Origin of the sequence: Pseudoxanthomonas sp. Root65, from assembly GCF_001427635.1 — a bacterium.
GTDB lineage: Bacteria > Pseudomonadota > Gammaproteobacteria > Xanthomonadales > Xanthomonadaceae > Pseudoxanthomonas_A.
Window position 1 is genome coordinate 234,528 of record NZ_LMHA01000003.1, and the last position, 24,540, is coordinate 259,067.

Consider the following 24,540-nt stretch of genomic DNA (forward strand, 5'->3'; position numbering starts at 1 on the left):
CACAGGTGTAGGTGGCGCCTGGAATTGCGTTGGCTACGGTCAGTTGGTCAAGACGTTCAATCGAGACGCCGGCGACCGAGCTCCCGTCAGTGACTCTCCAGCGTTTAGGGCCTTGTTGACGGCATCCACAACGGAACTTTGTGCTGCCAGACCACTAAAGAGATGCTTTGGGCCATTGTGGTAGGTGAGCGAAGCAAACTCCAACGCGTCGCCGAAGACCAGCTCTTTGGAGAAAGGGATCTCCATCCATTCTCCGGAGCGATCTTTAGCCACAAAGGTCTTGGGCAAAGTGATGTCTGCCATGTGGCCAATAAGAATCAAGCCGAACGCCTCAGGGAGCCAGTCAATGATGCGGCGAGCTAAGTCAGGGTCGCCAGCTAGATCGGCAACAGCGCTCTCGTACTTCTCGGTTGTGAGTCCAGAAACAGCGAGCTCACCGATCTTGGATAGAGTTTCGATGGAAACCTGTCGCATGGCCTAACACCGGAATTAAGCCGACCCGCGAAGCGGGTTCGGCTTGAATTAATTGTTAGGCCGCGCCACCACGATCCCGAGCACGTTTGACCAGGAAATTCGTAGCAACTAGACCAATCACAAAAAAGAGCGCAAGGATAGCCAGCGCTGCGATCACGTAAGTAGTGTCTCCCATTGAGGCTCGGCGCTGTCGAAGTGGCCAGGACACGATAAAAATAGAAGCGAACCATAGCGCAGTACGAATGCCATAGGTTTGACGCTCTACTGATGGCGCTTGAGCACTGAAAAATCCGCGCCGCCACAGGCCATAGCCCCAAAGAGCTAATGCAACCGCAAGCATCCCCAAAACTGCATATGCACTCATGAGCGGCCTAACACCTGAGTTAAGTCGCGCCGCGAAGCGGCGTCGACTTGAATGAATTGTTAGGTGGCACCTCGCGGAATAGATCGCCCAACGTGAGCTGATCGTGCCAAACCTCCGCTAATGCGATGCCATGTCTGTCGTGGAGATCCTGCTCGAGTGCTTCGAACTCAAGCGCATCTGGGAGCAATCGAGATGGATACCGCGCGCGGTATATCGCAAGCAACTCATCATCTGGACTGAATTTGAGAGCGTGTCGTGATTTTATGGCGAAAGATGACGCGAATAGGTCCAAGAATTGGCGAATGGATTGCTTTGAGGAGTCTGGGAAGCGGCGTCGCCACTCACGACCTTGGCAATGGCGCTTACGATACACGCGCGGCATACCTGTATCGAATAACCCTGCTGCAACGAGCGCGACTGCGCCTAGAGCGAGTAGTAAGGTGTCAGTTTGCATGAACCCTCCAGTGCCGCCTAACACCTGAATTAAGCCGCGCCACGAAGTGGCGTCGGCTTGAATGAATTGTTAGAGCTCATACTCGTATCCGCACAGACCATAGCCCTTATAAAAAAAGTGAAACAAATCTTGGGCCTGAGCTCTTGTGGCTAGCGTGACGTCCTCTAGGCTAAGAAGGACTTGGGCAGATAGCTCGCTCAAGTTGTATGTGACGTTGTTAACCCTTTGAATGCCCGAAAATTCGGGTACCACCAGTGGCATTACGCCATTGTCAGGAAAGAGGAATGAAATGTTCTCTCCAACACGAGGGACAAATGGTAGCTCCATCGTTCCCGCGACGTTGCCGTACGCCGTGCCGTCAGCTAAGAAGACAGAGAAATCGATGTGACAGGGAATGGGCATGTTGGAAATGAGCTCTAACACCGGAATTAAGCCGACCCGCGAAGCGGGTTCGGCTTGAATTAATTGTTAGGTGCCACCCACATGACCGTTACGGCACCGTGCTTTTTTGGTGCCTGCCCGCGTAACTGCTAGGACGAGCGAACAAACTCCCACCACGCTAGAAAAGTACAGCCATCCCCCGGCAGCGTCCATGTAGCCCACGTCAAAGGCCCACCACATCAATGGAGCATGAGCGATCAGGAAAGTAAGGATGAATGCCAGGGCGCCCTTTGGGAAAAAGTAGGCAAGCCCCGCCAGGAGGATGGAGATCGCGGCTGCTGGAGCGCCAATGAAGAGTACAAAGAGAGGCGTTGGGTCCGATGCCAGAGCAATGCCCGGCACGGCAGCGAGGCCGAAAGTGGCAAACAATCTTTGAAATGCAAGGGCGCTCATGTGGCACCTAACACCTGAATTAAGCCGACCCGCGAAGCGGGTTCGGCTTGAATGAATTGTTAGGTGGCGTACCGCGATATGCCAGCACTACGAAAGAAATGCCTGTCGCTGCGGAGATTAGTATCGGCACCCACATGAGTCCCTGATATAGCCCGCCGACAAGAAGTAGGAAAACACTGGGAAGCATTGCAATGAAAAGGGCGACAGCCGGCCCAGCAACGCGTATCCGCAGGCAGTACCACATGAGGGGAAGGGCATAAACCAGGAGTACCAATGCCGCGAACATGTATGCAATCAACGACGTAAACAACGAGTCCACGACAAGATTCGCCGCCTGCGACCAAGACGATGAATGAAATGCCGCGAGAAGGATGGAGTACAGGAGGCTCCCCGCGAACACGCCAATCAGCGTGGAAATGAACAGGTTGCGGTACGGACGATTGGGTTGCCGGGTTACAAGACTCACATAGCCCCCTAACACCTGAATTAAGCCGACCCGCGAAGCGGGTTCGGCTTGAATGAATTGTTAGGTGCCGCCCGCCCTAGCAACCCGGCAACCGCACCACCTTTTGCAGCGGCCATTTCTCGTGGGGTCTCGCCAAACTCCGACCGGATGTCAGGGTTTGCACCCGCCTCCAGAAGCGCCTCGACGAGCCCGAGATTCTCCTGGCGAACGGCGATATGCAGAGGGGTCTCACCCATGTCGCTGATGACATTTGGTGCGGCACCTGCCGCGACCAGAAACTTCGCCCCCGCAGAGTCCCCTCGCCTGACCAAGACATGCAAGGCCGTATCTCCGTCGCAGTCTTGGCTGTCGAGGGAGACCTTGCGCTCCCCCAGCTCTGCAGGGAACAAGGCGTCTGAAGTGGACTGGAGGATTTCCTGCAGGGTTCGCATATCCGCTTGCGGCACCTAACACCTGAATTAAGCCGACCCGCGAAGCGGGTTCGGCTTGAATGAATTGTTAGGCCGCGGCCGACTATGCAGCATGTGCGGCCAGTACTATCAGCAGCACAGAAATGGCAACGACTGCCGCCAGCAGCAGCCACTCTCGCAGGTTGAAGTCAGTGATCGGAAAGCTGGCTGGGTTGATGAGTGACCTAAAGATTGGCTTACCAACGCGGCGGTAATGAAGTGCAAACACGCCATTACCCGCAAGAATTGTGAAGGCAAAGAAAAGCACGACCAACGCTGTTTGTGATGCGGGCATGAAACGCAGACTATCTAGAATCATTTGCCAGGGTTGTGAATTTGTATCCATGCGGTCTAACACCGGAATTAAGCCGACTCGCGAAGCGGGTTCGGCTTGAATGAATTGTTAGGCCGCGTCGCCATCTGCCGCGTCCTTGTGTGGATAGTAGACCAGAGCGGCCCCCGAACTCAGAGCTTCTTCATAGAAGCCAGCGAATCCCCGATAGAGGTCCGTGTTTAGGACGTCAATCTGGAGCTTGCCGCCGCGCATGTTTTCAATATTTGTAAAGCCGTATCGGCCACACTCGTCTAGCGCTGCCTCGAAGTCGTAGGCCTCAGATTGCTGCCTGAGGAAGAGCATGCATTTGTGAGTGGCACCAACGTCGGGGTGGCTCCAGGTGTACTTGGAATCACCGGAAAAGCGACCTTGGAACCCGTAGAGCATTACAACTGTCATCAGCGGCCTAACACCGGAATTAAGCCGACCCGCGAAGCGGGTTCGGCTTGAATGAATTGTTAGGGCCCGCCCATGCAAGCTTACGGACCGTGGCAGCGATTGGAACTGAGAACCCGATGACGAATAGCGCCAGCGGCGGAAGGATGGCCGCGGCAATTGCGGCTGGCAAGGCTGCAGCTCCAAGTACGTTGAGCCATGTTGCCTTTCCGCGACGAGCCAGCGCAACAGATACGGGCACGCCGTAGAGCAAGACGACCGGCGCTCCTATAACTAGACTCCAAGTAAGCACTAGGTTGCCAGAAGCGGTCAGCCCAAACGCACTTACCGGCTGGAACCGCGAGTCAAAGAGGGAGACGCCATAGGCGAGAGCCAGTGCGCAGATCACCAAGGATGCGGTGGCGATAAGCGCAACTTGCATCAGATGGCGGATGAGTGTCATGCGGGCCCTAACACCTGAGTTAAGCCGACCCGCGAAGCGGGTTCGGCTTGAATGAACTGTTAGCTGGCAGCCGTTGCTCACTGGCCATCTTGAGTCGAAGGCTCGCATTTGAACCAAATGCGACGCTCCATGGTGCAGAAGGCGGGGTGCTGGTCCTCCTCTCGGACAATGGAGTATGCGCCACCGCATTGAGCATGCATTTTTTTATAGGCGTCATCTCGGCGCGCATCTCGAACACTTTTTGCTCCTGCATTGCAGTAGCTAATCTCTCCAGTTACCCCGCGCTCATTGACTGGCGCATATGCGCTATTGGATGGCCCTCGAACATTGACGTTGCTCGCGCTACAGGAGGTAAGCAAGAGAGTAAGCAATGTGATTAGGTATTTCATGAGTCCCCCAGACCCGTCGCTATTGCTGTTGCCAGCTAACACCTGAATTAAGCCGACCCGCGAAGCGGGTTCGGCTTGAATGAATTGTTAGGTCTCACCACGGACGCCACCACCGACGCTCGCCTTTGAAGGTGGGCTCATCACGAACGTACGAGGTCCAGACGTCAGCGCCAAGCACGCTGGAAAGCTGCGCAATAATTGTCCTCGTGCGATGTCTGAGCTCCTGGACCTGGTGGACCAGTGCATCCCTAGGAACGGAAATTGCCAAGTGAGTTTCGTCAGAGTCTGGATCGCCCTCCAAGAAGTGAAGGTAGCCATCCTGAGCGTAGGTTTGAAGCTCCCAGCCTTGCTCCATGTCGTGATAAATGAGGCCAGAATCAGTCTCGACGATCGTCGCCAAGTACCTCTCTATTTCCGAGAAGCTGTCGTACCAAGGAAATGAAATGTGAACCTCGTGCTCTGAGTTCCAGAGCCAGAGTCTTAGCCAAAAGTACTGCCGTATAGATTTAAACGGACGCTTGTGGCGGCGCGCCATCCGAACAATTTGCTCATAGTATGCTGCCAATTCTAGCTCCTGCCCTACAGCCTCAGAGGTTCTAACCAGCGACGGGACCGCCAATTGAATCTTCGGAGGGGTGAGCTTATCCGCTAGCCTTTCACGGTCAGAGATGTCGGAGAATCTATCAGGACCATAGTAGAACGTTTCTTGGAGTTGGAAGCAGACCTCGGCCTGTAACGAGGGAACTGTTCTTGTTTCTGAGAGCCAGGATTGCATGCTGTGAGACCTAACGCCTGAATTAAGCCGCGCCACGAAGTGGCGTCGGCTTGAATGAATTGTTAGGCGCGCTACCCATGTCGTGCACGCCAGCCGATCCTGACAAGGAAAGCTCCGATTGCTGCCCATGCGGCGATGTAAACCCAGTAGAGAAATGGACTGTCTGCTGCTGAAACGGAAAACGATCTTCGCTTGCTAGGGAACTCAACGGCTCCGTTTACTACGCCGTCAATGGCGAAGTAGAAGCCGACAAATCCCAAGGCAATGATAGCGACTGCGGCCAGCCACCAGACAAAATTGCTTGACAGTTGCCTTGTTCTTGCCGTGCGCGCCTAACACCAGAATTAAGCCGACCCGCGAAGCGGGTTCGGCTTGAATGAATTGTTAGGCCGATGGTAGCTCAATAGTGCTCCAGCGTACCTCTAGCCCGGTATCAGGACTGTCCTGCCGCCGACGGAACTCTGCCGCTGCCAAGATCTTGGGAGACGCGTCTGCATCTCCAAGCCGACTAAGCTCAAAAATATCCGCAGACTCGAAGTCGTCCCAATACTCCGTGACGTCAAGCATCCGAGAGCGAAATGCGTGCGGGACGCCGCGATAAAGGGCGATACCAGCCCGAGGGCCGTCGTACCAGTCGTCTAGTTGCAAGACTTCTTCGAACTCTCGCATCGTAGGCCTAACACCAGAATTAAGCCGACCCGCGAAGCGGGTTCGGCTTGAATGAATTGTTAGGCGGCATCCCAGTCCGCCTCACCAGAAGATCACCACTAGAACGAACGTCACCAACAGGAAGCACCCGGCGAAAAGCAGCGACAGAAATGTTCTGCCCCCGGCGCAGTCTTTGCAGTAGCGACCGGACGCGCCGGCACTCCCGAGCAGGAAGAACGCAAAAATGGAGTACCAATGAGGTGCGGTAGTAACAGCAGGGCGTTCGTTGCATTGGCTACAGAGCTCGCTCATATCGCCTCATCGAAGTATCTCAAGCCATACAGAACTCCACATGCCGCCTAACACCAGAATTAAGCCGACCCGCGAAGCGGGTTCGGCTTGAATGAATTGTTAGCGCCCAGCCGCGGCCTTACGAGCGCGAAGATGAGCGAGGTTACCTGCTTTGAGTGACTTGTACTGCGGCAGGAACCCTTCTGCCGCGTCCCACTGAGATGCTATCGCATCTAGATCCGCCAGCGTCTTGGACGCCAGAAAACTTTCTAGCGGCTCTAAGCCAAGATCCATGCCCTCGCTGGAGCAATCCGGACACATAGGCCAGTCTGCCGACATGGTGCCGGCAGGGAACTGAGTGAAGCACACAGGGCAGACTGTCTCTACTGCCAGTGCATTCTCGATCACCCCCTGTGCGGCCGGGACGTAAGTCCGACGAAACTCCTGAAACGGCATTCTGGGTTGCTTCTTGCGGAATGGCCACATATAGGCGCTAACGCCAGAATTAAGCCGACCCGCGAAGCGGGTTCGGCTTGAATGAATTGTTAGGCATCACTTGCGCGGCTGTCCTTGCCGCGAGGAATGCCCGCGAAACCACGAACGATCCAGCCTATGCAGCAGACCAAAACCCAGAATACGACAAGCCCAATTGCCAAGTAACCAAGTGATTGCAGCCAGTTCTTGCGGTAGCGCTTAGAAATCTCCTGGTCAGCCCACTGAGCATCAGAGCTTGAGAGTGCAAAGCGCTTTTCAATCTCGCGCTCATAAACATCTACTTCACTGCTGTAAGAAGCGGCGCCCCAGACCATTCCGGCCTGATCAATTTTGTAAGGGACGAGTTGCTCGGAATCCTTGCCAAATGGCATGGTCAAGAGGCAAAGATCAATGCCGACAGAATGATCATTTGGTGTATTTGTAGAGAAGTAGTGCCGCCCGGCGCTTGTAGGGCACGGCTCATCCGTTCTGACCGGCGGTAAGTCAGGGCGAGACACGTGGTAGTCAACAGATAAGTACGGATCGCTCGTGCCCGTAACGAGCAGAACAACAATTGTTGTGAGCGCGGCAAGAATCAGTGCAATCCGACGAGCGCCCTCAAAAACATTGATCCGCATGATTGCCTCGTTGGTCGGTGTGATGCCTAACACCTGAATTAAGCCGACCCGCGAAGCGGGTTCGGCTTGAATGAATTGTTAGGCGCCGCCACTCGTAGTGGGTGCGCCGGATTGTCCCGGATGAACGCCTCAACGTCCGCTAGCCTATCAGGCAGTGACGGGCCGGAAGTGCTGCGATAGCTAAAGAACCGGAAGCCGGCTGCGAAGAGAGCCTGGACCTTTGACCATTGCTCAAGATCTTTGGCGGGAGGCGCTTTGAACGAGCGACCCATCTCATAGACTGTCCCGCCGCAGCTTGGGCAGACGGCAACTGAGTCTGGGCGGGGCACAACCTTGAAGCTCTTGCGACAGTCGAAGCAGGCATGGGCAATCAAGTATTGTGGACTTGGCATGCGATTGACCTGCATAGGCGCCTAACACCGGAATTAAGCCGACCCGCGAAGCGGGTTCGGCTTGAATGAACTGTTAGGCCTACAAGCCCGGGATCGTGCGGACATACGCTCCGTCCATCGAGTACACCTGAATCTCATGGTTCCCGGGCGCGAAGCCACATTTAGGAGGATCGCCGTGTACCCGAGCGAAGACGACCATAACAGTAATGTCTTTATTGACAGTGTTGCGAGCGGTAAATTCGCACTGTGTGTCGGCGCGATGGCACCGTGCTTGCAGCCGTTGCCTTGCCGCAGCCACGGCTTTCCGCTCGCTGGGCGAGCGAGTCCCTTCCGGCTCGCCAGTTGGAAAGCAAGCCGGCGCTACCGCTGGCGGTGCTTTACCGCATCCCGCCAACATGATCAGTGCGAATGCCGTTGTGATGACTCTTTCCATGTGGCCTAACACCGGAATTAAGCCGACCCGCGAAGCGGGTTCGGCTTGAATGAATTGTTAGGTTGCAACGCCGCCAAGCCTGCGCGCAACCGCTAGAACAATGATGGAGACAAGATTAAGGCAGCGGAATACGCCGGCTATTTGCGGGATGCCAAATGCAATGGCCGCGATGGCAGCGGCACCTACAAGAATGAGAGCGGCCTTGCCAATGAAGGACGAACGCCACAGAAAGGCATTGCGCCTCAGGGCAAGTGTCGCGCGGATTGGAAGTAGCGAAATGCCGAACAACCCAATAAATCCCAGGGCGTAGATGGACGAGGCAAACAGCAGATAGGGCCAATCTGTCATCGCAACCTAACACCTGAATTAAGCCGACCCGCGAAGCGGGTTCGGCTTGAATGAATTGTTAGGCGCCAACACCGTCATGATGAATCGCCTAGTCCTCGAAGTACGGCTCGCCGGACCGGAAGTAGAAATCATACTTGTCTCGCAATGCAGCGAGTACTCCGTCAATGTTGGCCGCCAGCTGCAGTGCTTGAACAGAATCAGCGCCATAAGTGGTGTCTGAGACTTTTTCCGGCAGCCCCTCAAGCTCCCAGCGGCATCCGGCCACGACGCCATCAACCTCGAAGTTGACGCTACCGACGGGGACAATGAAGGGCGAAAAGATGCGGATCACCAAATCTTTGCGCTGACCACCGCCTCGAACGGCGTACTGGAGCGATCGCTCTGCAATTCTTTCCGTCATTAAGCAGTCTCTATTGGCGCCTAACACCGGAATTAAGCCGACCCGCGAAGCGGGTTCGGCTTGAATGAATTGTTAGGCCGCAACCGACAAAACGCGACCTGTCCCTTTGTTGCCATTCTCCCAGACTGTGAAATCAGAACCCACAGAAAAGTACCTAAGTGCATCTGGAACTAGTAGCTGCGCCGTGGCATGAAAGGTATCGCCGGGTCCAGGACTGTCCGCAAAAGTAAGGCGGGCTGACCAGTGCTCGTTGCCGATGCCTAGAATGGTGCGCCACTCACCAGATGCCAACGGAGTTGATCGACTGCCGGTCTCAATCGGTAGAAGATGGATCTCGGCAACAAAGTGAGCTTTCATTGCGGCCTAACTACTTTGTAGACCCCACTAAGGGGGTGATAACGCCGAGTATTCAGCCAGTACCGGCATGCGTCAATCGGGATTTTCTTATGTGAGAACAATGCCTTGCCTGATGGCTCGCAGTCATCCCCCATGCGACGTTGTCGGCATTATTCGCATGGAACGCGATGGCCATGGATTATCAGCCGGAGGACGGGGCGGTATCGGGTGGGGATGCGGGGGTAGGGGAAGAACGCTTGCTGGAGGCCGTGGTCCGCAAGTTGCGGGTCGGTCACTACAGCTTGCGGACGGAGCGGGCGTATCTGGGGTGGATTCGGCGGTTCATCCTGGTCAACGGGAGACGTCATCCGCGTGAGTTGGGCGCGCCGCGGGTCGAGGCGTTCCTGACCGGACTGGCGGTGGAAGGCAAGGTTGCGGCCAGTACGCAGAACCAGGCGTTGTCGGCGCTGCTGTTCCTCTATCGCGAAGTGCTGGGACTGAAGTTGCCGTGGATGGACGACGTGGTGCGTGCCAAGCGGCCGCTGCGCGTGCCGACCGTGCTGTCGCAAACCGAAGTGCGGACCCTGCTGGCCCACATGGACGGCCGCATGGCCCTGCTGGCGCGGCTGCTCTACGGCACCGGCATGCGCTTGATGGAAGGCGTGCGCCTGCGGGTGAAGGACGTGGACTTTGCCCGCAACGAGATCACCGTGCGCGAAGGCAAGGGCGGCAAGGACCGGCGGACGGTGTTGCCTGCATCGCTGGTGCCGGCGCTGCAGGCGGAAGTGGAACGCGTGCACGTGCTGCACCGCCAGGACCTGGCGCGCGGCGCCGGCGAGGTGTGGTTGCCGCATGCACTGTCGCGCAAGTATCCCTCGGCGGCGCGCGAGCTGGGATGGCAGTACGTGTTTCCCGCGCGGACCATCAGCCTGGACCCGCGCGATGGACGATGGCGGCGCCATCACCTGGACGAAGCGATGCTGTCGCGGGCGCTGAAGCGCGCCCAGGGCGAGGCGGGCATCGTCAAGCCGGTGACCGCGCATACGCTGCGGCATTCGTTCGCCACCCACCTGATCGAGAGCGGCTACGACATCCGTACCGTGCAGGAACTGCTGGGGCACAAGGATGTCGCCACCACGCAGATCTATACGCACGTCCTGAACCGCGGCGCCGGCGCCGTGCTCAGTCCGCTGGATCGCTGACGTGGGCCCGGTGCAGCAGAACGTACCGGCGCCATTGGGGCTGGCGTGCGTGGCGGCCCTGCTGTTCGGCATGGTCGCCATGCTGTGGCAACCGGCGTTGCCGGCAGCGATCGTGCTGTGGCTGTTGTTGGTGGCCGGGATGGCGGGGTGGTGGGCCTCGTCCCGCTGGCGCTGGATGGGTGCGTTGCTCGCGGGGGCGGCATGGGCAGGACTGCATGCCAGCTGGAGCTTGGGCGCGCAGTTGCCGGTGCCGTGGGAAGGTCGCGAGGTCGTGGTCAGCGGGCAGGTGGTGGCCTTGCCGGAGCCGCAGGCGCGGCGGACGCGGTTCCTGTTCCGGGTCGATGATGCGGCGGAACAGCCGGCGCCCTTGCGGGGACGCTTGCTGCGGCTGGCGTGGTACGACGATTTCGGCGCCACCGAGCCCGGGCCGCGCGTGCAGGTGGGCGCGGGCGAACGCTGGCAGTTCCAGATCCGCGTGCGCGCGCCGCGTGGCCTGGCCAATCCCGGCGGCGTGCCCACCGAGCGCTACGCCGCGGCGCAGCGGATCAGTGCCACCGGCTATGTGCGTGAGGCGACGCGTGCGCGCCGGCTGTCGGCAGGGCAGGGCGTGGATGCGTGGCGCAGTCGCATGGCGGCGCGGATCGCGCAGGAGGTGCCGGATCGTCATGCGCGCTTCGTGCAGGCGCTGGCCCTGGGCGACACGCGCGGCCTCGACGACGTGGACTGGCAGGTGCTCCGGGCCACGGGACTCACGCACCTGATCGCGATTTCCGGGTTCCACGTCGGCATAGTGGCCGGCGCATGCGCGCTGCTGGCCGCCGCGTTGTGGTGGCTGTTCCCGGCGCTGGCGCGCCGCGTGCCGCGTCCGCAGGCGGCGGGCGCCGCGGCCTTGCTGGGCGCGGTGGCGTATGCGGCGGTGGCGGGATTCGCGCTGCCGACGGTGCGCACCGTGCTGATGATCGCGGTGGTGGTGGCGGCGCGCCTGTCGCGACGCCATGTCCGGGTCGTGGACACGCTGGCGCTGGCAATGCTGGCCGTGATGGTGTTCGATCCGCTGTCGCTGCTGGCCGCCGGCTTCTGGCTGAGCTTCGGCGGCGTGGCCTGGCTGGCCTGGTGCCTGCCGGCATCGCTGCACTGGGCGAAGGCGTTCCTGCCGGCGCAGGCCGTCGCGACTATCGGGCTGCTGCCGTTCACCGCGGTGCTGTTCGGGCAGGCCTCGCTGGCCGGTCCGGTGGCGAACCTGCTCGCGATCCCGTGGTGGAGCCTGGTGATCGTGCCGCTGTCGCTGCTGGGTACCGGCATGGAAGCGGTCCATGCCGGCGCCGGTGCCTGGGCGTGGCGGGTGGCGTCGGCCTGCTTCGCGCCTAGCTGGCAGCTGTTCGAGCACGTCGCGGCGCACCCGTACGCGCTGTGGTGGCTGCCGGAGAGTCCGGCGTGGGCATTGTGGCTGGCGCTGGCCGGTGGCTTCTGGCTGCTGCTGCCGCGCGGCGTGCCCGGCAAGTCGCTGGCCTTGCTGCTGTGGTTGCCGCTGCTGTGGCCGGACCGAGAACGGCCCCGCGTCGGCGAAGTGGAGCTGGTGGTGATCGACGTGGGGCAGGGGCTGTCCGCGCTGGTGCGCACGGTGAACCACACCCTGCTGTTCGATGCAGGACCCGCCGTCGAAGAGGGATTCGATGCCGGCGAGCGTGCCGTGGTGCCGGCGCTGCGCGCGCTTGGCGTGCCCCGCCTCGACGCGCTGGTGGTCAGCCATGGCGACAACGACCACGTTGGTGGCGTCGATGCGGTGCGCGGCAGCCTGCCGGTGCGCACCGTACTGGCGCCGCCCGGCAGTCCGGTGGACGCGCACGCGGCCTGCCTCACCGGCGCCACCTGGACATGGGACGGCGTGCGTTTCCGTTTCCTGCATCCCGGCCTGTACTTCCCCTACCTGGGCAACGAAGCCAGCTGCGTGTTGAAGGTGGAGACCGCCCACGGCGGCCTGATGCTGCCCGGGGACATCGGCGCCATCGTCGAGCGCGGGCTGGTCCATCGCGATGCGGCGGCCCTGCGCGCCGACGTGGTCGTGCTGCCGCACCACGGCAGTGCCGGGTCTTCCGATCCTGCGTTCGTGGCCGCGACCTCGCCGCGGCTGGTGCTGAACGCCAGCGGCGCCGGCAACCGCTTCGGCCATCCGCGCGCCGAGGTGGTGGCGCGCTGGCGAAGGCAGGGTGCCGAGGTCCTGGACACCCAGTCCGGCGGCGCGCTGCGCGTGTGGCTGGGCGCCGAGGGCCTGCAGGTGCGTGAGCGGCGTCACGACCGGGCGCACTGGTGGGACGCCGTGCGGCGCCAGCGGGCCGGTGGGCTATCCTATCGGCTGGAAGACGAACGGCCCGATGCGCCGGAGGACTGAACGTGCTGGAACTGGTGAAGGCCGGCGGTTGGCCGATGATCCCGCTGCTGCTGCTCGGCGTGCTGGCCCTGGCCCTCGTGGTGGAACGGTTCTGGTCGTTGCGGCGCAAGGAGATCCTGCCGCCCGGACTGGGCGAGGAAGTCCGTGCCTGGGCCGGCCGCGGCCAGCTGGAGCCGGCCCACATCGAGTCCCTGCGCCGCAATTCGCCCTTGGGTGAAGTCCTGGCGGCGGCGCTGGACGTGCGCAACAAGCCGCGCGACCAGATCCGCGAGCGCATCGAGGACACCGGGCGCCACGTGGTGCACCGCATGGAGAAGTTCCTCAATGCGCTGGGCAGCATCGCCTCGGCCGGTCCGCTGCTGGGCCTACTGGGCACCGTGGTCGGCATGATCCAGATGTTCCTGGGCATCCAGGACAGCGGCCTCGGCGACGTCAATGCGCTGGCCGGCGGCATCGGCAAGGCGCTCGTGTGCGCGGCGGCCGGCATGATCGTGGCGATCCCGGCGCTGCTGTTCCACCGCTATTTCCGCGGCCGGGTCACCGGCTACGTGATGGAGATGGAGAAGGAAGCCACGGCGCTGGTCGACGCGCTGGAAGCCCGCCATCCGCGTCCTGCCGCACGCCCTGCCGGCACGGTCGCGCCGGTCGCGGCGCCGACCAGCGCCTGAGGCCGGCGCATGCGCATCCGCGACGACCGTTCGCAGGAAGAACCCGAGATCAACCTGGTGCCGTTGATCGACGTGATCCTGGTGCTGATCATCTTCTTCGTCATCACCACCACCTTCGACACCCGTTCGATGCTGCAGCTGCAGCTGCCCAGCGCGACCGGCGAACCGGTCGCCGCGCAGGTCAAGGCGCTCAGCGTGCTGGTCAATGCCGACGGGCGCTACTTCGTCGACGAACAGGAAGTGCTGCGCCCGGACATCGACGCCCTGAAGCAGACCCTGCAGCAGGTCGCCGGCAGCGACCGCAGCCGGCCAGTGCTGCTGCGCGCCGACGCCCGCACGCCGCACCAGGCGGTGGTGACCGCGCTGGATGCGCTGGGCCAGCTGGGCTTCCGCAAGATCAACATCGCCACCGCGCCGGAGGCGCAGAAGTGAGCGGAATGGAATCGCCGTGGCAGGTCTACAAGCGGCTGATGGGTTTCGCGCGTCCTTACCGTGGCCTGCTGGTGCTGGCCGCCCTGGGCATGCTGATCGAAGCGGCGGCAGGCGGCGCCTTCAGCAAGCTGATGGAGCCGGTGGTCAACGAGACCTTCATCGACCGCGACAAGTCCAAGAGCCTGCTGCTGCCGCTGGCGATCGTCGGCCTGTTCGTGATCCGCGGCATTGCCGGCTACGTCACCGACATGGGCATGGGCAAGGCGGCGCGCAGCATCGCCCGCGACGTCCGGGTCAACGTGCTGGGCAAGTACCTGCGCCTGCCGGGTCTGCGCTTCGACACCGAGCCGGTGCCGGCGATGCTGGTGCGGCTGGGGTCCGATGCCGACCAGATGGCGCAGGCCGCCGTCGATGCGATGAAGGTGATGCTGCAGCAGGTGCTGCAGATCATCGCCGCGCTGGTGGTGATGTTCTGGACCAGCTGGCAGGTCACGCTGGCGATCCTGATCATGGCACCGCCGCTGGCATGGATCATGGACAAGGTGGCCAAGCGCTACCGGCGCATCAGCCATCGCATCCAGGAGAGCGGCGCCGAGATGATGCAGGCCGCCGACCAGACGCTGTCCAACCAGCAGGAAGTAAAGGTCTACGGCGCGCAGGGCAGCGAACTGGCGCGCTACGAAAGCCTGGCGAACGCCAACCTGAGGCTGGCGATGAAGGTCGAAGCCACGCGCAGCGTGTCCTCGGCGATGGTGCAGCTGATGGGCGCCATCGGCCTGGCGCTGCTGCTGTTCTTCGCCGGCCGCGAGGCGATAGCGGGCCGGCTGACGGCGGGCGGTTTCGTCACGCTGATGATATCGATGATGGCGATCATCCCGGCGCTCAAGCAGCTGACCAACGTGCAGAACATGCTGCAGCGGGGCGTCGCCTCGGCGCAGCGCCTGTTCTCGGTGCTGGATGCCGACGACGAGAAGGACACCGGCACGCGTCCGCTCGACCGCGCGCGGGGCCTGCTGGAGTTCCGCGACATCACCACCCGCTATCCCGGCCAGAGCCGGCCCGCGCTGGAAGGCATCAGCTTCACCGCGCGCCCGGGGACCGTCACCGCGATCGTCGGCCGCTCCGGCAGCGGCAAGTCGACGCTGATCAAGCTGATACCCCGGTTCTACGAATACGAATCCGGCCAGATCCTGCTCGACGGCCATCCGCTGCAGGACTACCGCCTGGCCGACCTGCGCCGGCAGGTCGCGCTGGTGGGCCAGCAGGTGATGCTGTTCGACGGCACCGTTGCGGCCAACGTGGCCTACGGTGAACTGCAGGGCGCCGAAGCGGTGGCGATGGAAGAGGCCGTGCGCGGGGCCAACGCCATGGAATTCGTGAACGAGATGCCGGACGGCCTGCAGGCGCCGATCGGCAACAAGGGCGGTCGCCTGTCCGGTGGCCAGCGCCAGCGCCTGGCGATCGCGCGCGCGATGCTGAAGGACGCGCCGATCCTGATCCTCGACGAAGCGACCGCCGCGCTCGACAACGAATCCGAACGGCTGGTGCAGAACGCGCTGCAGAAGCTGATGCCCGACCGCACCACGCTGGTCATCGCGCATCGCCTGTCCACCATCGAACACGCTGATCAGGTGCTGGTGCTGGACCAGGGGCGCCTGGTCGAGCAGGGCACGCATGCCGAGTTGCTCGCACGCGGCGGACTGTACGCCCACCTGTACCAGATGCAGTTCCGCGAGGGCGAGGCCGGGTGAGCAAGCGCGCGATGCCGCAGCCTCCCGAGTACTGGTTCGGCGAGGGCGCCGTGCCGGCGTGGGCGCGCGTGCTGTCCGGCGTGTACGGCACGCTGGTGGCACTGCGGAGGCGCCTGTATCGCGTTGGCCTGCTGCGCGCGTACCGCGTAGGCGTGCCGGTCATCGTGGTGGGCAACATCACCGCCGGCGGTACCGGCAAGACACCGCTGACTATCGCGCTGATGGAGCGGCTGCGTGCGGCCGGCTTCAAGCCGGGCGTCGCCAGCCGCGGTTACGGGCGCCGCGACGGAGGCCAGGCGCGCTGGGTGGATGCGGCCACGCCGCCCGCCGAGGGTGGCGACGAACCCGTCCTGATCGCGCGCCAGACCGGCACCCGCGTGCGCGTGGATCGCGACCGTGTCGCCGCGGCGAAAGCGCTGGTCGCGGCGGGCTGCGACGTGGTCATCTGCGACGACGGCCTGCAGCACTACCGTCTGCAGCGCGATGTGGAAATCGAAGTGATCGACGGCGCGCGCCGCTACGGCAATGGCCGCCTGATGCCGGCCGGCCCGTTGCGCGAACCGGCGGCGCGCGCAGCCGAGTGTGGGTTCCGCGTGGTCAACCTGCCCGATACCGAGGCGGCGGCCGCGTTCGGCGAATGGCCGATGCACCTTCAGGCGGACGACGCGCTGCCGTTGCGCGGCGGCCGGCCGAAACCGCTGTCTGCATTCGCAGGCCAGCGCGTGCATGCGGTGGCCGGCATCGGCAACCCTGGCCGCTTCTTCGCCATGCTGCGTGCCAAGGGGCTGGGGGTGGTACCGCACGCGTTCGCCGACCATCACGATTACCAGGCCGACGATTTCGCGTTCGGCAGCGAACTGCCGGTGCTGATGACCGAGAAGGACGCAGTGAAGTGCGTCGCCTTCGCCAACGCCTGGTTCTACAGCGTGCCGGTTGCGGCGAAGCTACCCGAGGCGTTCTGGATCGCCTTGCTGGAGAAGCTCGGACCCGCTGCGGGCGCCGGTGCGAAGTAGCGCATTCCTTTCCTGGAGTTCCGGATCCCGATGACCGATTTCATCGTCGCCATTCCCGCCCGTTACGCCGCTTCCCGCCTGCCGGGAAAGCCGCTGCGCCTGCTCGGCGGCACCCCGCTGGTGGTGCACGTGGCGCGCCGGGCCCTGGCTGCCGGTGCGCGCGAGGTGTGGGTCGCCACCGACGATACGCGCATCCGCGATGCCTTGCAGGACACCGGGGTGCAGGTAGCGATGACCTCCGAACGGCACGCCTCCGGCAGCGACCGTCTGGCCGAATGCGCCGATATCGCCGGCTGGGCCGATGACACGCTGGTGGTGAACCTGCAGGGTGATGAACCGTTCGCGCCGCCGGCGGGCATCCGTGCCGTCGCCGACACACTGGCGGCCAGCGGCGCGGAGATGGCGACGCTGGCCGTGCCGGTGGACGACGCGGCCACGCTGTTCGATCCGAACGCGGTCAAGCTGGTACGGGCGGCCAACGGCGATGCGCTGTACTTCAGCCGTGCGCCCATCCCGTGGCACCGCGATGCGTTCGCGCAGTCGCGCGACGTGCTGCCGCCGGGGCAGTGGCTGCGGCATATTGGCATCTACGCGTATCGCGCTGGGTTCCTGCGGCAGTTCTCCGCGCTGCCGCCGGGCGTACTGGAGCAGGTCGAATCGCTGGAACAGCTGCGGGTGCTGGAAGCCGGCCATCGCATCGCCGTGGCGCTGACCCCCGAGCCGTTTCCGCCGGGCGTCGATACGCCGGAAGACCTGGCCCGTGCCGAGGCCATCCTGCGGGCGCAGGCATGAAGCTGCTGGTCGTCTGCCTGGGCAACATCTGCCGTTCGCCGATGGCGGAAGGTGCGCTGCGGGCGCGGCTGGCGTCTTCGCCGCTGGCCGGGCGCGTGCAGGTCGATTCCGCGGGCACCGGCGGCTGGCATGCCGGCGAGCCGCCGGACCGGCGCGCCATCGCGTGCGCACGTGGCCACGGCGTCGACATCGGCGGGCAGCGCGCGCGCCAACTGTCGGAGGACGATTTCGAAGCGTTCGACTGGATCCTGTGCGCCGACCGCGCCAATGTGCGCGATGTTCTGCGCATCGCACCGGCGACCCGTCGCGATCGGGTGGCGCTGCTGCTGGACTGGGCGGGCGTGGAGGCGGAAGGCGAAGTTCCCGACCCTTATACCGGCGGGCCGGAGGATTTCCGGCAGGTCTGGCGACTGGTCGATTCGGCGGCACAGGCGGTCGTGGCGCGGCTCGCCGCTGGTTGAGACTGGGGCATAATCAGGGAGGATGACGGACATGACCTTGGCACCCGAACTGCCGCGTGGCCTGCAATGGCTCAACGCACCCGCCACCACGCTGCACGAGCAGCGGGGGCGCATCGTCGCGCTGGCCTTCGTCAACAGCGCCTCCGCCTGGTGTGCGCAGCGGATCAACGACCTGGCAGTGCTGCAGGCCCGCTACGTGGGCCGGCTGCAGGCGCTGGTCATCCACGTGCCGCGTTTCGACAGCGAGCGCGATCCGCAGGCCGCGTTGAAGCGCTTGCGCCGCCACGGACTGTCGTTGCCGCTGGCGCACGACGCGGACTGGGTGGCCTGGCAGCGTTTCGGGGTGGCGTCGTGGCCGACGGTGCTGCTGATCGACGGCGAGGGCAACGTTCAGCACCGCGCGGTCGGCGCCGAGGGGCTGGCCGATCTCGAACGGCAGATCGCCCGCCTCTGCGACGGCCTGCACGAACCCCCGGATGACGACCTGCGCGCCTTCCGCGAAGCCCATCCCGAGCCGCGCCTGCCGCTGTGCTTCCCGACCGGGCTGGTGGCCACGCCCGACCGCCTGTTCGTGGCCGACAGCGGCCACCATCGCGTGCTGGAGTGCAACCACCACGGGCGGGTGATCCGGCAGTTCGGCATGGGCACGCCCGACTTCGCCGACGGTGAACTGAACCACGCCGCCTTCCGCCGGCCGCAGGGCCTGGCGCTGGTGCGGGAGTCGCTCTACGTGGCGGATACCGGCAACCATGCCCTGCGACGCGTCAACCTGCCGACCAGCACGGTCGACACCCTGTGCGGCAACGGCCGCGCGGGCGAGCCGACCGAGGGCGTGGTCACCGCTCCGCGCGACGTGGCGCTCAACCAGCCGCAGGCGCTGGTGGTCAACAACAACCAGATCTTCCTGGCGATGGCCGGCGACAACCGGGTGTGGAGCTACGACCTGGGCACTCGCGAGATCCGTGCGCGTGCCGGCTCGGGCCAGCTCGACGTGCGCGATGGCAGCGGACCGATGGCCGCCTTCGCGCAGCCGGCCAGCCTGGCCACCACGCTGCAGATCCTGTACGTCTGCGATGCCGTCGGTTCGGCCGTGCGTTCGCTGCAGGTGCGCGGCGACACCGTGCAGACACTGGTCGGGCAGGGTACCTGGAGTTTCGGTGACGATGACGGTCCGCGTGACCGCGCCCGGCTGCAGCATCCGCAGGCGGTGGCGCTGAGTCCGGATTCGCCGGTCATGTGGATCGCCGACAGCGGCAATGGCACCCTGCGCACGCTGCGCCTGGGCGGTGGCGAACTGACCACCGTCGCGTTGCCGCGGCGGCTGCACGGCCCCGCGGGCCTGTCGGTGGCCGCGGGTGCGGTGTGGATCGCCGAGACCGATGCCCACGCGGTGCTGCGTTACGATATCGCCACCGGCGAATTGAGCCACGTTCCGATCGACGAATGAGCGGCAGTCCCCAGGCGGAATTCGACGGCAAGGCCTTCGCGGCCGGGCTGAGCACCGCGCCAGGCGTGTACCGCATGTACGCCGCCGACGACGCCCTGCTGTACGTCGGCAAGGCCGGCGCGCTGCGCAAGCGCGTGGGCAGTTACTTCACCAGCTCGCCGAAGTCGCCACGCATCCTGTCGATGCTCTCGCAGGTCGCGCGGATGGACGTGACCGTCACCCGCACCGAAGCCGAAGCGCTGCTGCTGGAAAACCAGCTGATCAAGTCGCTGACGCCGCGCTACAACGTGCTGCTGCGCGACGACAAGAGCTACCCCTACGTGCTGCTCACCCGAGAGGAATGGCCGCGGATCGCGTTCCATCGCGGCGCGCGCGCCGTGCCTGGCCGGTACTTCGGCCCGTATCCCGGTGCCGGCGCCGTGCGCGAGACGCTGAACCTGATGCAGAAGCTCTTCCGCATCCGCAACTGCGAAGACAGCGTGTTCCGCAACCGCTCGCGGCCGTGCCTGCAGTATCAGATCGGTCGCTGCAGCGCGCCGTGCGTGGGGTTGGTGCCGGAAGCCGACTATGCGGAAGCGGCGCGCCGCGCGACGCTGTTCCTGGATGGCCGCAGCGACGAACTGACGCGTGAGCTCGGCAGCGCGATGGAGCAGGCCGCCTCGAACCTGGAGTTCGAGCAGGCTGCGCGCTTGCGCGATCTGGTGGCGTCGATCCGGACCTTGCAGGCGCGCCAGTACGTGGACGGCCACGCGGCCGACCTGGACGTGCTGGCCTGCGCGATGCAGGGCAGTCAGGCCTGCGTGCTGCTGCTCGCGTTCCGCGACGGTCGCAACCTGGGTACGCGGACGTTTTTCCCCAAGACCAACGGCGAGGATTCGGCGGAAGAAGTGCTCGGCGCCTTCGTGTCGCAGTACTACGCCGAGCAGCCGGCGCCGCAGGAAATCGTGCTGGATCGCGAGATCCCCGACGCGGAACTGATCGAACATGCCCTGACCGCTGCCGCTGGGCGCAAGGTGCAGCTGAAGTGGAGCGTCCGCAGCGAGCGCGCGGGCTACCTGGATCTGGCCCGGCGCAACGCCGAGATCGCGCTGGTCACCGAACTGGGCAGCCGCAACGCGCAGACCGCGCGCAGCGAAGCGCTAAAGGAACTGCTAGGCCTGCCCGAGGTGGCCAAGCGCATCGAATGCTTCGACATCAGCCACACGATGGGCGAGGCGACCGTCGCGTCGTGCGTGGTGTTCGACGCCAACGGCGCCGTGCGGTCGCAGTACCGCCGCTACAACATCACCGGCATCACCCCGGGCGACGACTTCGCCGCCATGCACCAGGCCATCGAGCGGCGTTTCCGGCGCGCGGTGGAGGAGGGGGGAGTGCTGCCCGACGTGCTGCTGATCGACGGCGGCGCCGGCCAACTGGCGCAGGCGCAGACCGCGCTGGCGGACCTGGGCGTGGATGGCGTGACGCTGGTGGGCGTGGCCAAGGGCGCCGAGCGCCGGGCCGGGCACGAGGCCCTGGTGCTGCCCGACGGCCGCGAACTGCGGCCGGGCGCGGCGTCGCCGGCGCTGCAGCTGATCCAGCAGGTGCGTGACGAGGCGCACCGGTTCGCCATCACCGGCCATCGTGGCAAACGGCAGAAGGCGCGCATGACCAGCAAGCTGGAAGACATCCCCGGCATCGGTCCGCGCCGGCGCGCAAGCCTGCTCAAGCACTTCGGCGGACTGGCCGGCCTGAAGGCCGCCGGCGCCGACGAGATCGCCCGCGTCGAGGGCGTGAACGCCGCACTGGCCGAGCGAATCTACGCTAACCTGCACGGACTGCCGTCCCCCGCGGCAGGAAACGAGTAAGCCTGCGATGACGTTGACCGTTCCCACCTGGCTCACGCTGCTGCGGATCGTGCTGATCCCGGTGCTGGTGCTGGTGTTCTACCTGCCGTATTCGTGGACCAATTTCGCCGCGGCCTTCATCTTCGTGCTGGCGGCGGTCACCGACTGGCTGGACGGCTGGATCGCGCGCCGCTACCACCTGTATTCCGCGTTCGGCGCGTTCCTCGATCCGGTGGCCGACAAGCTGATGGTGGCGGTGTCGCTGTTCCTGATCGTGCAGGACAACCCCACCATGTGGATGGCGATCTGGGCCGCGGTCATCGTGGGACGGGAAATCGCGGTGTCCGCGCTGCGCGAGTGGATGGCGGAACTGGGTCAGCGCGCCACGGTGAAGGTCGCCTCGCTCGGCAAGATCAAGACCATCGTGCAGATGGTGGCGCTGTCCTGCCTGCTGTATGCCTCCACGCCGGGGAAGCAGTCGTTGGCCGACATCTGGATGGGACGCTGGGTATTCGTGCTGGGCGACTGGCTGCTGGCCATCGCGGCACTGCTGACGTTGTGGTCCGGCATCCAGTACCTGCTCGCGGCGTGGCCGATCCTGCGCGACGGTGAAAAGAAGCCTGTTGACATGCCGGAACAAGACGCTACAATTTCGTCTCTCTCGACGCGGGAATAGCTCAGTTGGTAGAGCACGACCTTGCCAAGGTCGGGGTCGAGGGTTCGAGTCCCTTTTCCCGCTCCAGATTTTCGTCCTGAGAGGGACGGTCCACAAAACCCCGTTCGCGGGGTTTTGTGTTGTAGGGCGCCTTGAAAACGCGTTCCGATTGCGCCAGTCTGGCGCAGTGGCCACCCGGGTGGTGGCACGTGTCCGTACAGTTTTGGCCTCGTGGCAGAGTGGTTATGCACCGGATTGCAAATCCGTTTACAGCGGTTCGATTCCGCTCGAGGCCTCCAGAGTAAGACCGGCGATGCGTGCATCGCCTTTGCGGGAATAGCTCAGTTGGTAGAGCACGACCTTGCCAAGGTCGGGGTCGAGGGTTCGAGTCCCTTTTCCCGCTCCATACATGCTCCTCGTGGAGCACGCACGAAGCCCCGTCCGCGGGGCTTCGTCGTTTCCGGCGCCAAGCGGCTTCGCGGCTTTCCAACGCCGCGGGAGTGAGGCAGGCTATCCCCGGGCCCGGATGGCGAAACTGGTAGACGCATCGGACTTAAAATCCGCCGGCCGCAAGGCCATGCCGGTTCGATTCCGGCTCCGGGCACCACGGCCGCGTTGTCGCCTCAACGCTTTGGCTTCTTCTCGTCCTCGCGCATCTTGCGGCGGACGAACAGCGCCACGAAGGCGCCGATCCCCACCATCACGATGCTGCCACCGATGGCCAGCCAGCCGACGGGTTCCATCAGGATCTCGCGCAGGATCGGATGCATGTCGGTTGTCTCCCCCGGTTGTGGTGCATCAACGTCGCATCGCGCGCGTTGGCGGGCATTGATCCGGATCAACCCCGTGCCGTGTTGCCGTCGGAGGTGCGGCATGCCGTCGCAGGGCATGGCATAGAATCATCGCTGGCCCTCGGGAGACTGCCGATGCAGCGTTACCTCGCCTATGCCGGCAGCATCGCGCTGGCGCTTGCTTCGTTCTGGCTGGCATTGACGTGGCCGGCGGCGTGGTGGGGCGTGGCCGCGTTCGGCGCGCTGGCGCTGCTGGGCACGTGGGACGTGCTGCAGACGCGCAGCACCTTGCGCCGCAATTACCCGGTGCTGGCGCATTTCCGCTATGGACTGGAATCGGTCGGTCCGGAGATCCGTCAGTACTTCATCGAGGGCGATACCGCCGAAGTGCCGTTCTCGCGGCAGCAGCGGGCACTGGTCTACCAGCGAGCGAAGGGCGTCAGCGACGTGGTGCCGTTCGGCAGCCAGCAGGACGTCTACGGCGTGGACTACGAGTGGATCAACCATTCGATGGCGCCGGCGCACGTAGACTCGCACGATTTCCGCGTGGTGATCGGTGCCGGCACGGCGCAGCCGTATTCGGCCAGTGTGTTCAACATCTCGGCGATGAGCTTCGGCTCGCTGTCGGCCAATGCGGTGCGCGCGCTGAACGAGGGTGCGCGGCGCGGCAACTTCTACCACGACACCGGCGAGGGCTCGATCTCGGCCTACCACCGCGAGAAGGGCGGCGACCTGGTCTGGGAGATCGGCTCGGGCTACTTCGGCTGCCGCGACGAACAGGGCCGCTTCAGTGAGGAGCGCTTCGTCCAGAACGCGCAGTCGCCGCAGGTGAAGATGATCGAGCTGAAGCTGTCGCAGGGCGCCAAGCCCGGTCACGGTGGCGTGCTGCCGGCGGCGAAGGTCAGTGCCGAGATCGCCGCCACTCGCGGCGTACCGATGGGGCACGACTGCGTCTCGCCAGCGAAGCACTCGGCGTTCTCCACGCCGGTCGAGCTACTGCAGTTCGTCGCACGCCTGCGCGAACTGTCGGGCGGCAAGCCGACCGGCTTCAAGCTGGCGATCGGGCACCCCTGGGAATGGTTTGGCATCGCCAAGGCGATGCATGAGACCGGGCTGCTGCCCGATTTCATCGTGGTGGACGGTGCCGAGGGCGGCACGGGCGCGGCGCCGGCCGAGTTCATCGACCACGTCGGCGTGCCGATGCACGAGGCGCTGCTGCTGGTCCACAACACGCTGGTCGGCCTGAACCTGCGCGACCGCATCCGGATCGGCGCGGCCGGCCGGATCATCAGCGGCTTCGATATCGCCCGCACCATGGCGATGGGTGCCGACTGGTGCAATGCCGCGCGTGGCTTCATGTTCGCCCTGGGCTGCATCCAGGCGCAGAGCTGCCACAACGACCGCTGCCCGACCGGCGTGGCCACCCAGGACCCGAAGCGCTGGAAACACCTGGACGTGGCGGACAAGTCGGTGCGCGTGCAGCAGTTCCACGACAACACGCTCAAGGCCCTGCGCGACATGCTGTGCGCGGCGGGGCTGGAGCATCCGCAGCAACTGGGGCCGGAGCACATCCTGCGGCGCGTCTCGCCGATCGAGGTGCGTTCGCTGGCCGCGCTCTACAAGTTCCTGGAACCTGGCGAACTGCTGGATGGGGTGCCCAGCCATGCGGTGTTCCGCGACTTCTGGCCGGATGCACGCAGCGACTGTTTCGCGCCACCGCGCCGGGTCAGTTCGCTGTGCGACACCAAGGACCGTTGACGGGCCGATGCGTTGACCGGG

General features: G+C 63.9%; 22 protein-coding genes, 4 tRNA genes and 1 pseudogene. 16 read left to right on the forward strand and 11 right to left on the reverse strand.

The genetic code is table 11. From position 1 onward, the window contains the following. Positions 1-39 precede the first annotated feature (39 nt). The 10 genes from ASD77_RS15835 to ASD77_RS15865 form a co-directional block, all read right to left on the reverse strand. Positions 40-474 (reverse strand): hypothetical protein, encoded by a 435-nt coding sequence (locus ASD77_RS15835; protein ID WP_055944176.1) that lies wholly within the window; start codon positions 472-474, stop codon positions 40-42. Between the two features lie 55 nt (positions 475-529). Beyond that, positions 530-838, reverse strand: a complete 309-nt coding sequence (locus ASD77_RS18210) for a hypothetical protein (protein WP_156383691.1) — start codon at positions 836-838, stop codon at positions 530-532. 922 nt (positions 839-1,760) lie between these two features. Then, positions 1,761-2,126 (reverse strand): hypothetical protein, encoded by a 366-nt coding sequence (locus ASD77_RS18215; RefSeq protein ID WP_156383692.1) that lies wholly within the window; start codon positions 2,124-2,126, stop codon positions 1,761-1,763. Positions 2,127-2,612: 486 nt separating this feature from the next. After that, positions 2,613-3,023 carry an ankyrin repeat domain-containing protein gene (locus ASD77_RS15840; protein WP_082563368.1) on the reverse strand — a complete coding sequence of 137 codons (411 nt, stop codon included), beginning with the start codon at positions 3,021-3,023 and terminating at the stop codon, positions 2,613-2,615. An 82-nt stretch (positions 3,024-3,105) separates the two neighbouring features. Continuing rightward, positions 3,106-3,387: a hypothetical protein gene (locus ASD77_RS18220; protein WP_156383693.1), complete on the reverse strand. Its 282-nt coding sequence runs from the start codon at positions 3,385-3,387 to the stop codon at positions 3,106-3,108. Between the two features lie 57 nt (positions 3,388-3,444). Next, a complete protein-coding gene (locus tag ASD77_RS15845) occupies positions 3,445-3,774 on the reverse strand; it encodes a hypothetical protein (RefSeq protein WP_082563369.1) in 330 nt (109 codons plus the stop codon). A gap of 922 nt (positions 3,775-4,696) precedes the next feature. Further along, positions 4,697-5,377: a hypothetical protein gene (locus ASD77_RS18225; RefSeq protein ID WP_156383694.1), complete on the reverse strand. Its 681-nt coding sequence runs from the start codon at positions 5,375-5,377 to the stop codon at positions 4,697-4,699. A 1,484-nt stretch (positions 5,378-6,861) separates the two neighbouring features. Next, entirely contained in the window at positions 6,862-7,428 is a 567-nt protein-coding gene (locus ASD77_RS18230; RefSeq protein WP_156383695.1) for a hypothetical protein, read from the reverse strand. A gap of 882 nt (positions 7,429-8,310) precedes the next feature. Beyond that, complete coding sequence (locus ASD77_RS15860) at positions 8,311-8,601, reverse strand: hypothetical protein (RefSeq protein WP_055944188.1); 291 nt, start codon at positions 8,599-8,601, stop codon at positions 8,311-8,313. Positions 8,602-8,689: 88 nt separating this feature from the next. Next, positions 8,690-9,001: a hypothetical protein gene (locus tag ASD77_RS15865; RefSeq protein ID WP_055944189.1), complete on the reverse strand. Its 312-nt coding sequence runs from the start codon at positions 8,999-9,001 to the stop codon at positions 8,690-8,692. 530 nt (positions 9,002-9,531) lie between these two features. Here ASD77_RS15865 and ASD77_RS15870 point away from each other — a divergent pair. From ASD77_RS15870 to ASD77_RS15940, 15 genes and pseudogenes are all read left to right on the forward strand, one after another. After that, the gene (locus ASD77_RS15870; RefSeq protein WP_082563411.1) at positions 9,532-10,539 is read left to right on the forward strand and encodes an integron integrase; all 1,008 of its coding nucleotides are present in this window, start codon (positions 9,532-9,534) and stop codon (positions 10,537-10,539) included. Positions 10,540-10,609: 70 nt separating this feature from the next. After that, positions 10,610-12,965: pseudogene (locus ASD77_RS15875) on the forward strand (DNA internalization-related competence protein ComEC/Rec2); the annotation flags it as partial. Beyond that, positions 12,931-13,596 (forward strand): MotA/TolQ/ExbB proton channel family protein, encoded by a 666-nt coding sequence (locus tag ASD77_RS15880; protein WP_055944198.1) that lies wholly within the window; start codon positions 12,931-12,933, stop codon positions 13,594-13,596. The pseudogene ASD77_RS15875 and the gene ASD77_RS15880, both read left to right, overlap by 35 nt. Positions 13,597-13,605: 9 nt before the next feature. Beyond that, entirely contained in the window at positions 13,606-14,028 is a 423-nt protein-coding gene (locus ASD77_RS15885) for a biopolymer transporter ExbD (RefSeq protein WP_055944201.1), read from the forward strand. A gap of 5 nt (positions 14,029-14,033) precedes the next feature. Then, complete coding sequence (gene msbA, locus ASD77_RS15890; RefSeq protein ID WP_156383696.1) at positions 14,034-15,779, forward strand: lipid A export permease/ATP-binding protein MsbA; 1,746 nt, start codon at positions 14,034-14,036, stop codon at positions 15,777-15,779. Further along, positions 15,776-16,792, forward strand: coding sequence for a tetraacyldisaccharide 4'-kinase (gene lpxK, locus ASD77_RS15895; RefSeq protein WP_055944204.1), 1,017 nt, complete (start codon positions 15,776-15,778; stop codon positions 16,790-16,792). The genes msbA and lpxK overlap by 4 nt, the downstream gene beginning before the upstream one ends. Before the next feature lie 30 nt (positions 16,793-16,822). Further along, on the forward strand, positions 16,823-17,584 hold the full coding sequence (gene kdsB / locus ASD77_RS15900) for a 3-deoxy-manno-octulosonate cytidylyltransferase (RefSeq protein ID WP_055944207.1): 762 nt from the start codon (positions 16,823-16,825) through the stop codon (positions 17,582-17,584). Further along, positions 17,581-18,045 carry a low molecular weight protein-tyrosine-phosphatase gene (locus ASD77_RS15905; RefSeq protein ID WP_055944210.1) on the forward strand — a complete coding sequence of 155 codons (465 nt, stop codon included), beginning with the start codon at positions 17,581-17,583 and terminating at the stop codon, positions 18,043-18,045. The genes kdsB and ASD77_RS15905 overlap by 4 nt, the downstream gene beginning before the upstream one ends. Positions 18,046-18,076: 31 nt before the next feature. Next, a complete protein-coding gene (locus ASD77_RS15910; protein WP_055944213.1) occupies positions 18,077-19,492 on the forward strand; it encodes a redoxin domain-containing protein in 1,416 nt (471 codons plus the stop codon). Further along, complete coding sequence (gene uvrC / locus ASD77_RS15915) at positions 19,489-21,336, forward strand: excinuclease ABC subunit UvrC (RefSeq protein ID WP_055944216.1); 1,848 nt, start codon at positions 19,489-19,491, stop codon at positions 21,334-21,336. Before ASD77_RS15910 ends, uvrC begins: the two co-directional genes overlap by 4 nt. Before the next feature lie 7 nt (positions 21,337-21,343). Continuing rightward, on the forward strand, positions 21,344-21,991 hold the full coding sequence (gene pgsA / locus ASD77_RS17875; protein ID WP_082563371.1) for a CDP-diacylglycerol--glycerol-3-phosphate 3-phosphatidyltransferase: 648 nt from the start codon (positions 21,344-21,346) through the stop codon (positions 21,989-21,991). Then, positions 21,982-22,057, forward strand: a tRNA-Gly gene (locus ASD77_RS15925). The genes pgsA and ASD77_RS15925 overlap by 10 nt, the downstream gene beginning before the upstream one ends. A gap of 138 nt (positions 22,058-22,195) precedes the next feature. Then, positions 22,196-22,269, forward strand: a tRNA-Cys gene (locus tag ASD77_RS15930). 31 nt (positions 22,270-22,300) lie between these two features. Beyond that, a tRNA-Gly gene (locus ASD77_RS15935) sits at positions 22,301-22,376 on the forward strand. Between the two features lie 114 nt (positions 22,377-22,490). After that, positions 22,491-22,577 (forward strand) — tRNA-Leu (locus tag ASD77_RS15940). Positions 22,578-22,593: 16 nt separating this feature from the next. On the opposite strand, the gene ASD77_RS18330 is transcribed toward ASD77_RS15940, so the two are convergent. Next, positions 22,594-22,740, reverse strand: a complete 147-nt coding sequence (locus ASD77_RS18330) for a DUF3149 domain-containing protein (protein ID WP_162247644.1) — start codon at positions 22,738-22,740, stop codon at positions 22,594-22,596. Positions 22,741-22,896: 156 nt separating this feature from the next. On the opposite strand from ASD77_RS18330, the gene ASD77_RS15945 reads away from it, so the two are divergent. Continuing rightward, positions 22,897-24,519, forward strand: a complete 1,623-nt coding sequence (locus ASD77_RS15945) for an FMN-binding glutamate synthase family protein (protein WP_055944222.1) — start codon at positions 22,897-22,899, stop codon at positions 24,517-24,519. The last annotated feature ends 21 nt before the right edge of the window (positions 24,520-24,540 follow it).

Excerpts from the sequence above, each read along its gene's own strand:
- ASD77_RS15835 (WP_055944176.1), bottom strand. The coding sequence starts at position 474 with ATGCGACAGGTTTCCATCGAAACTCTATCCAAGATCGGTGAGCTCGCT.
- ASD77_RS18210 (WP_156383691.1), bottom strand. The coding sequence starts at position 838 with ATGAGTGCATATGCAGTTTTGGGGATGCTTGCGGTTGCATTAGCTCTT.
- ASD77_RS18215 (WP_156383692.1), bottom strand. The coding sequence starts at position 2,126 with ATGAGCGCCCTTGCATTTCAAAGATTGTTTGCCACTTTCGGCCTCGCT.
- ASD77_RS15840 (WP_082563368.1), bottom strand. The coding sequence starts at position 3,023 with ATGCGAACCCTGCAGGAAATCCTCCAGTCCACTTCAGACGCCTTGTTC.
- ASD77_RS18220 (WP_156383693.1), bottom strand. The coding sequence starts at position 3,387 with ATGGATACAAATTCACAACCCTGGCAAATGATTCTAGATAGTCTGCGT.
- ASD77_RS15845 (WP_082563369.1), bottom strand. The coding sequence starts at position 3,774 with ATGACAGTTGTAATGCTCTACGGGTTCCAAGGTCGCTTTTCCGGTGAT.
- ASD77_RS18225 (WP_156383694.1), bottom strand. The coding sequence starts at position 5,377 with ATGCAATCCTGGCTCTCAGAAACAAGAACAGTTCCCTCGTTACAGGCC.
- ASD77_RS18230 (WP_156383695.1), bottom strand. The coding sequence starts at position 7,428 with ATGCGGATCAATGTTTTTGAGGGCGCTCGTCGGATTGCACTGATTCTT.
- ASD77_RS15860 (WP_055944188.1), bottom strand. The coding sequence starts at position 8,601 with ATGACAGATTGGCCCTATCTGCTGTTTGCCTCGTCCATCTACGCCCTG.
- ASD77_RS15865 (WP_055944189.1), bottom strand. The coding sequence starts at position 9,001 with ATGACGGAAAGAATTGCAGAGCGATCGCTCCAGTACGCCGTTCGAGGC.
- ASD77_RS15870 (WP_082563411.1), top strand. The coding sequence starts at position 9,532 with ATGGATTATCAGCCGGAGGACGGGGCGGTATCGGGTGGGGATGCGGGG.
- ASD77_RS15885 (WP_055944201.1), top strand. The coding sequence starts at position 13,606 with ATGCGCATCCGCGACGACCGTTCGCAGGAAGAACCCGAGATCAACCTG.
- msbA (WP_156383696.1), top strand. The coding sequence starts at position 14,034 with ATGGAATCGCCGTGGCAGGTCTACAAGCGGCTGATGGGTTTCGCGCGT.
- kdsB (WP_055944207.1), top strand. The coding sequence starts at position 16,823 with ATGACCGATTTCATCGTCGCCATTCCCGCCCGTTACGCCGCTTCCCGC.
- ASD77_RS15905 (WP_055944210.1), top strand. The coding sequence starts at position 17,581 with ATGAAGCTGCTGGTCGTCTGCCTGGGCAACATCTGCCGTTCGCCGATG.
- ASD77_RS15910 (WP_055944213.1), top strand. The coding sequence starts at position 18,077 with ATGACCTTGGCACCCGAACTGCCGCGTGGCCTGCAATGGCTCAACGCA.
- uvrC (WP_055944216.1), top strand. The coding sequence starts at position 19,489 with ATGAGCGGCAGTCCCCAGGCGGAATTCGACGGCAAGGCCTTCGCGGCC.
- pgsA (WP_082563371.1), top strand. The coding sequence starts at position 21,344 with ATGACGTTGACCGTTCCCACCTGGCTCACGCTGCTGCGGATCGTGCTG.
- ASD77_RS18330 (WP_162247644.1), bottom strand. The coding sequence starts at position 22,740 with ATGCATCCGATCCTGCGCGAGATCCTGATGGAACCCGTCGGCTGGCTG.
- ASD77_RS15945 (WP_055944222.1), top strand. The coding sequence starts at position 22,897 with ATGCAGCGTTACCTCGCCTATGCCGGCAGCATCGCGCTGGCGCTTGCT.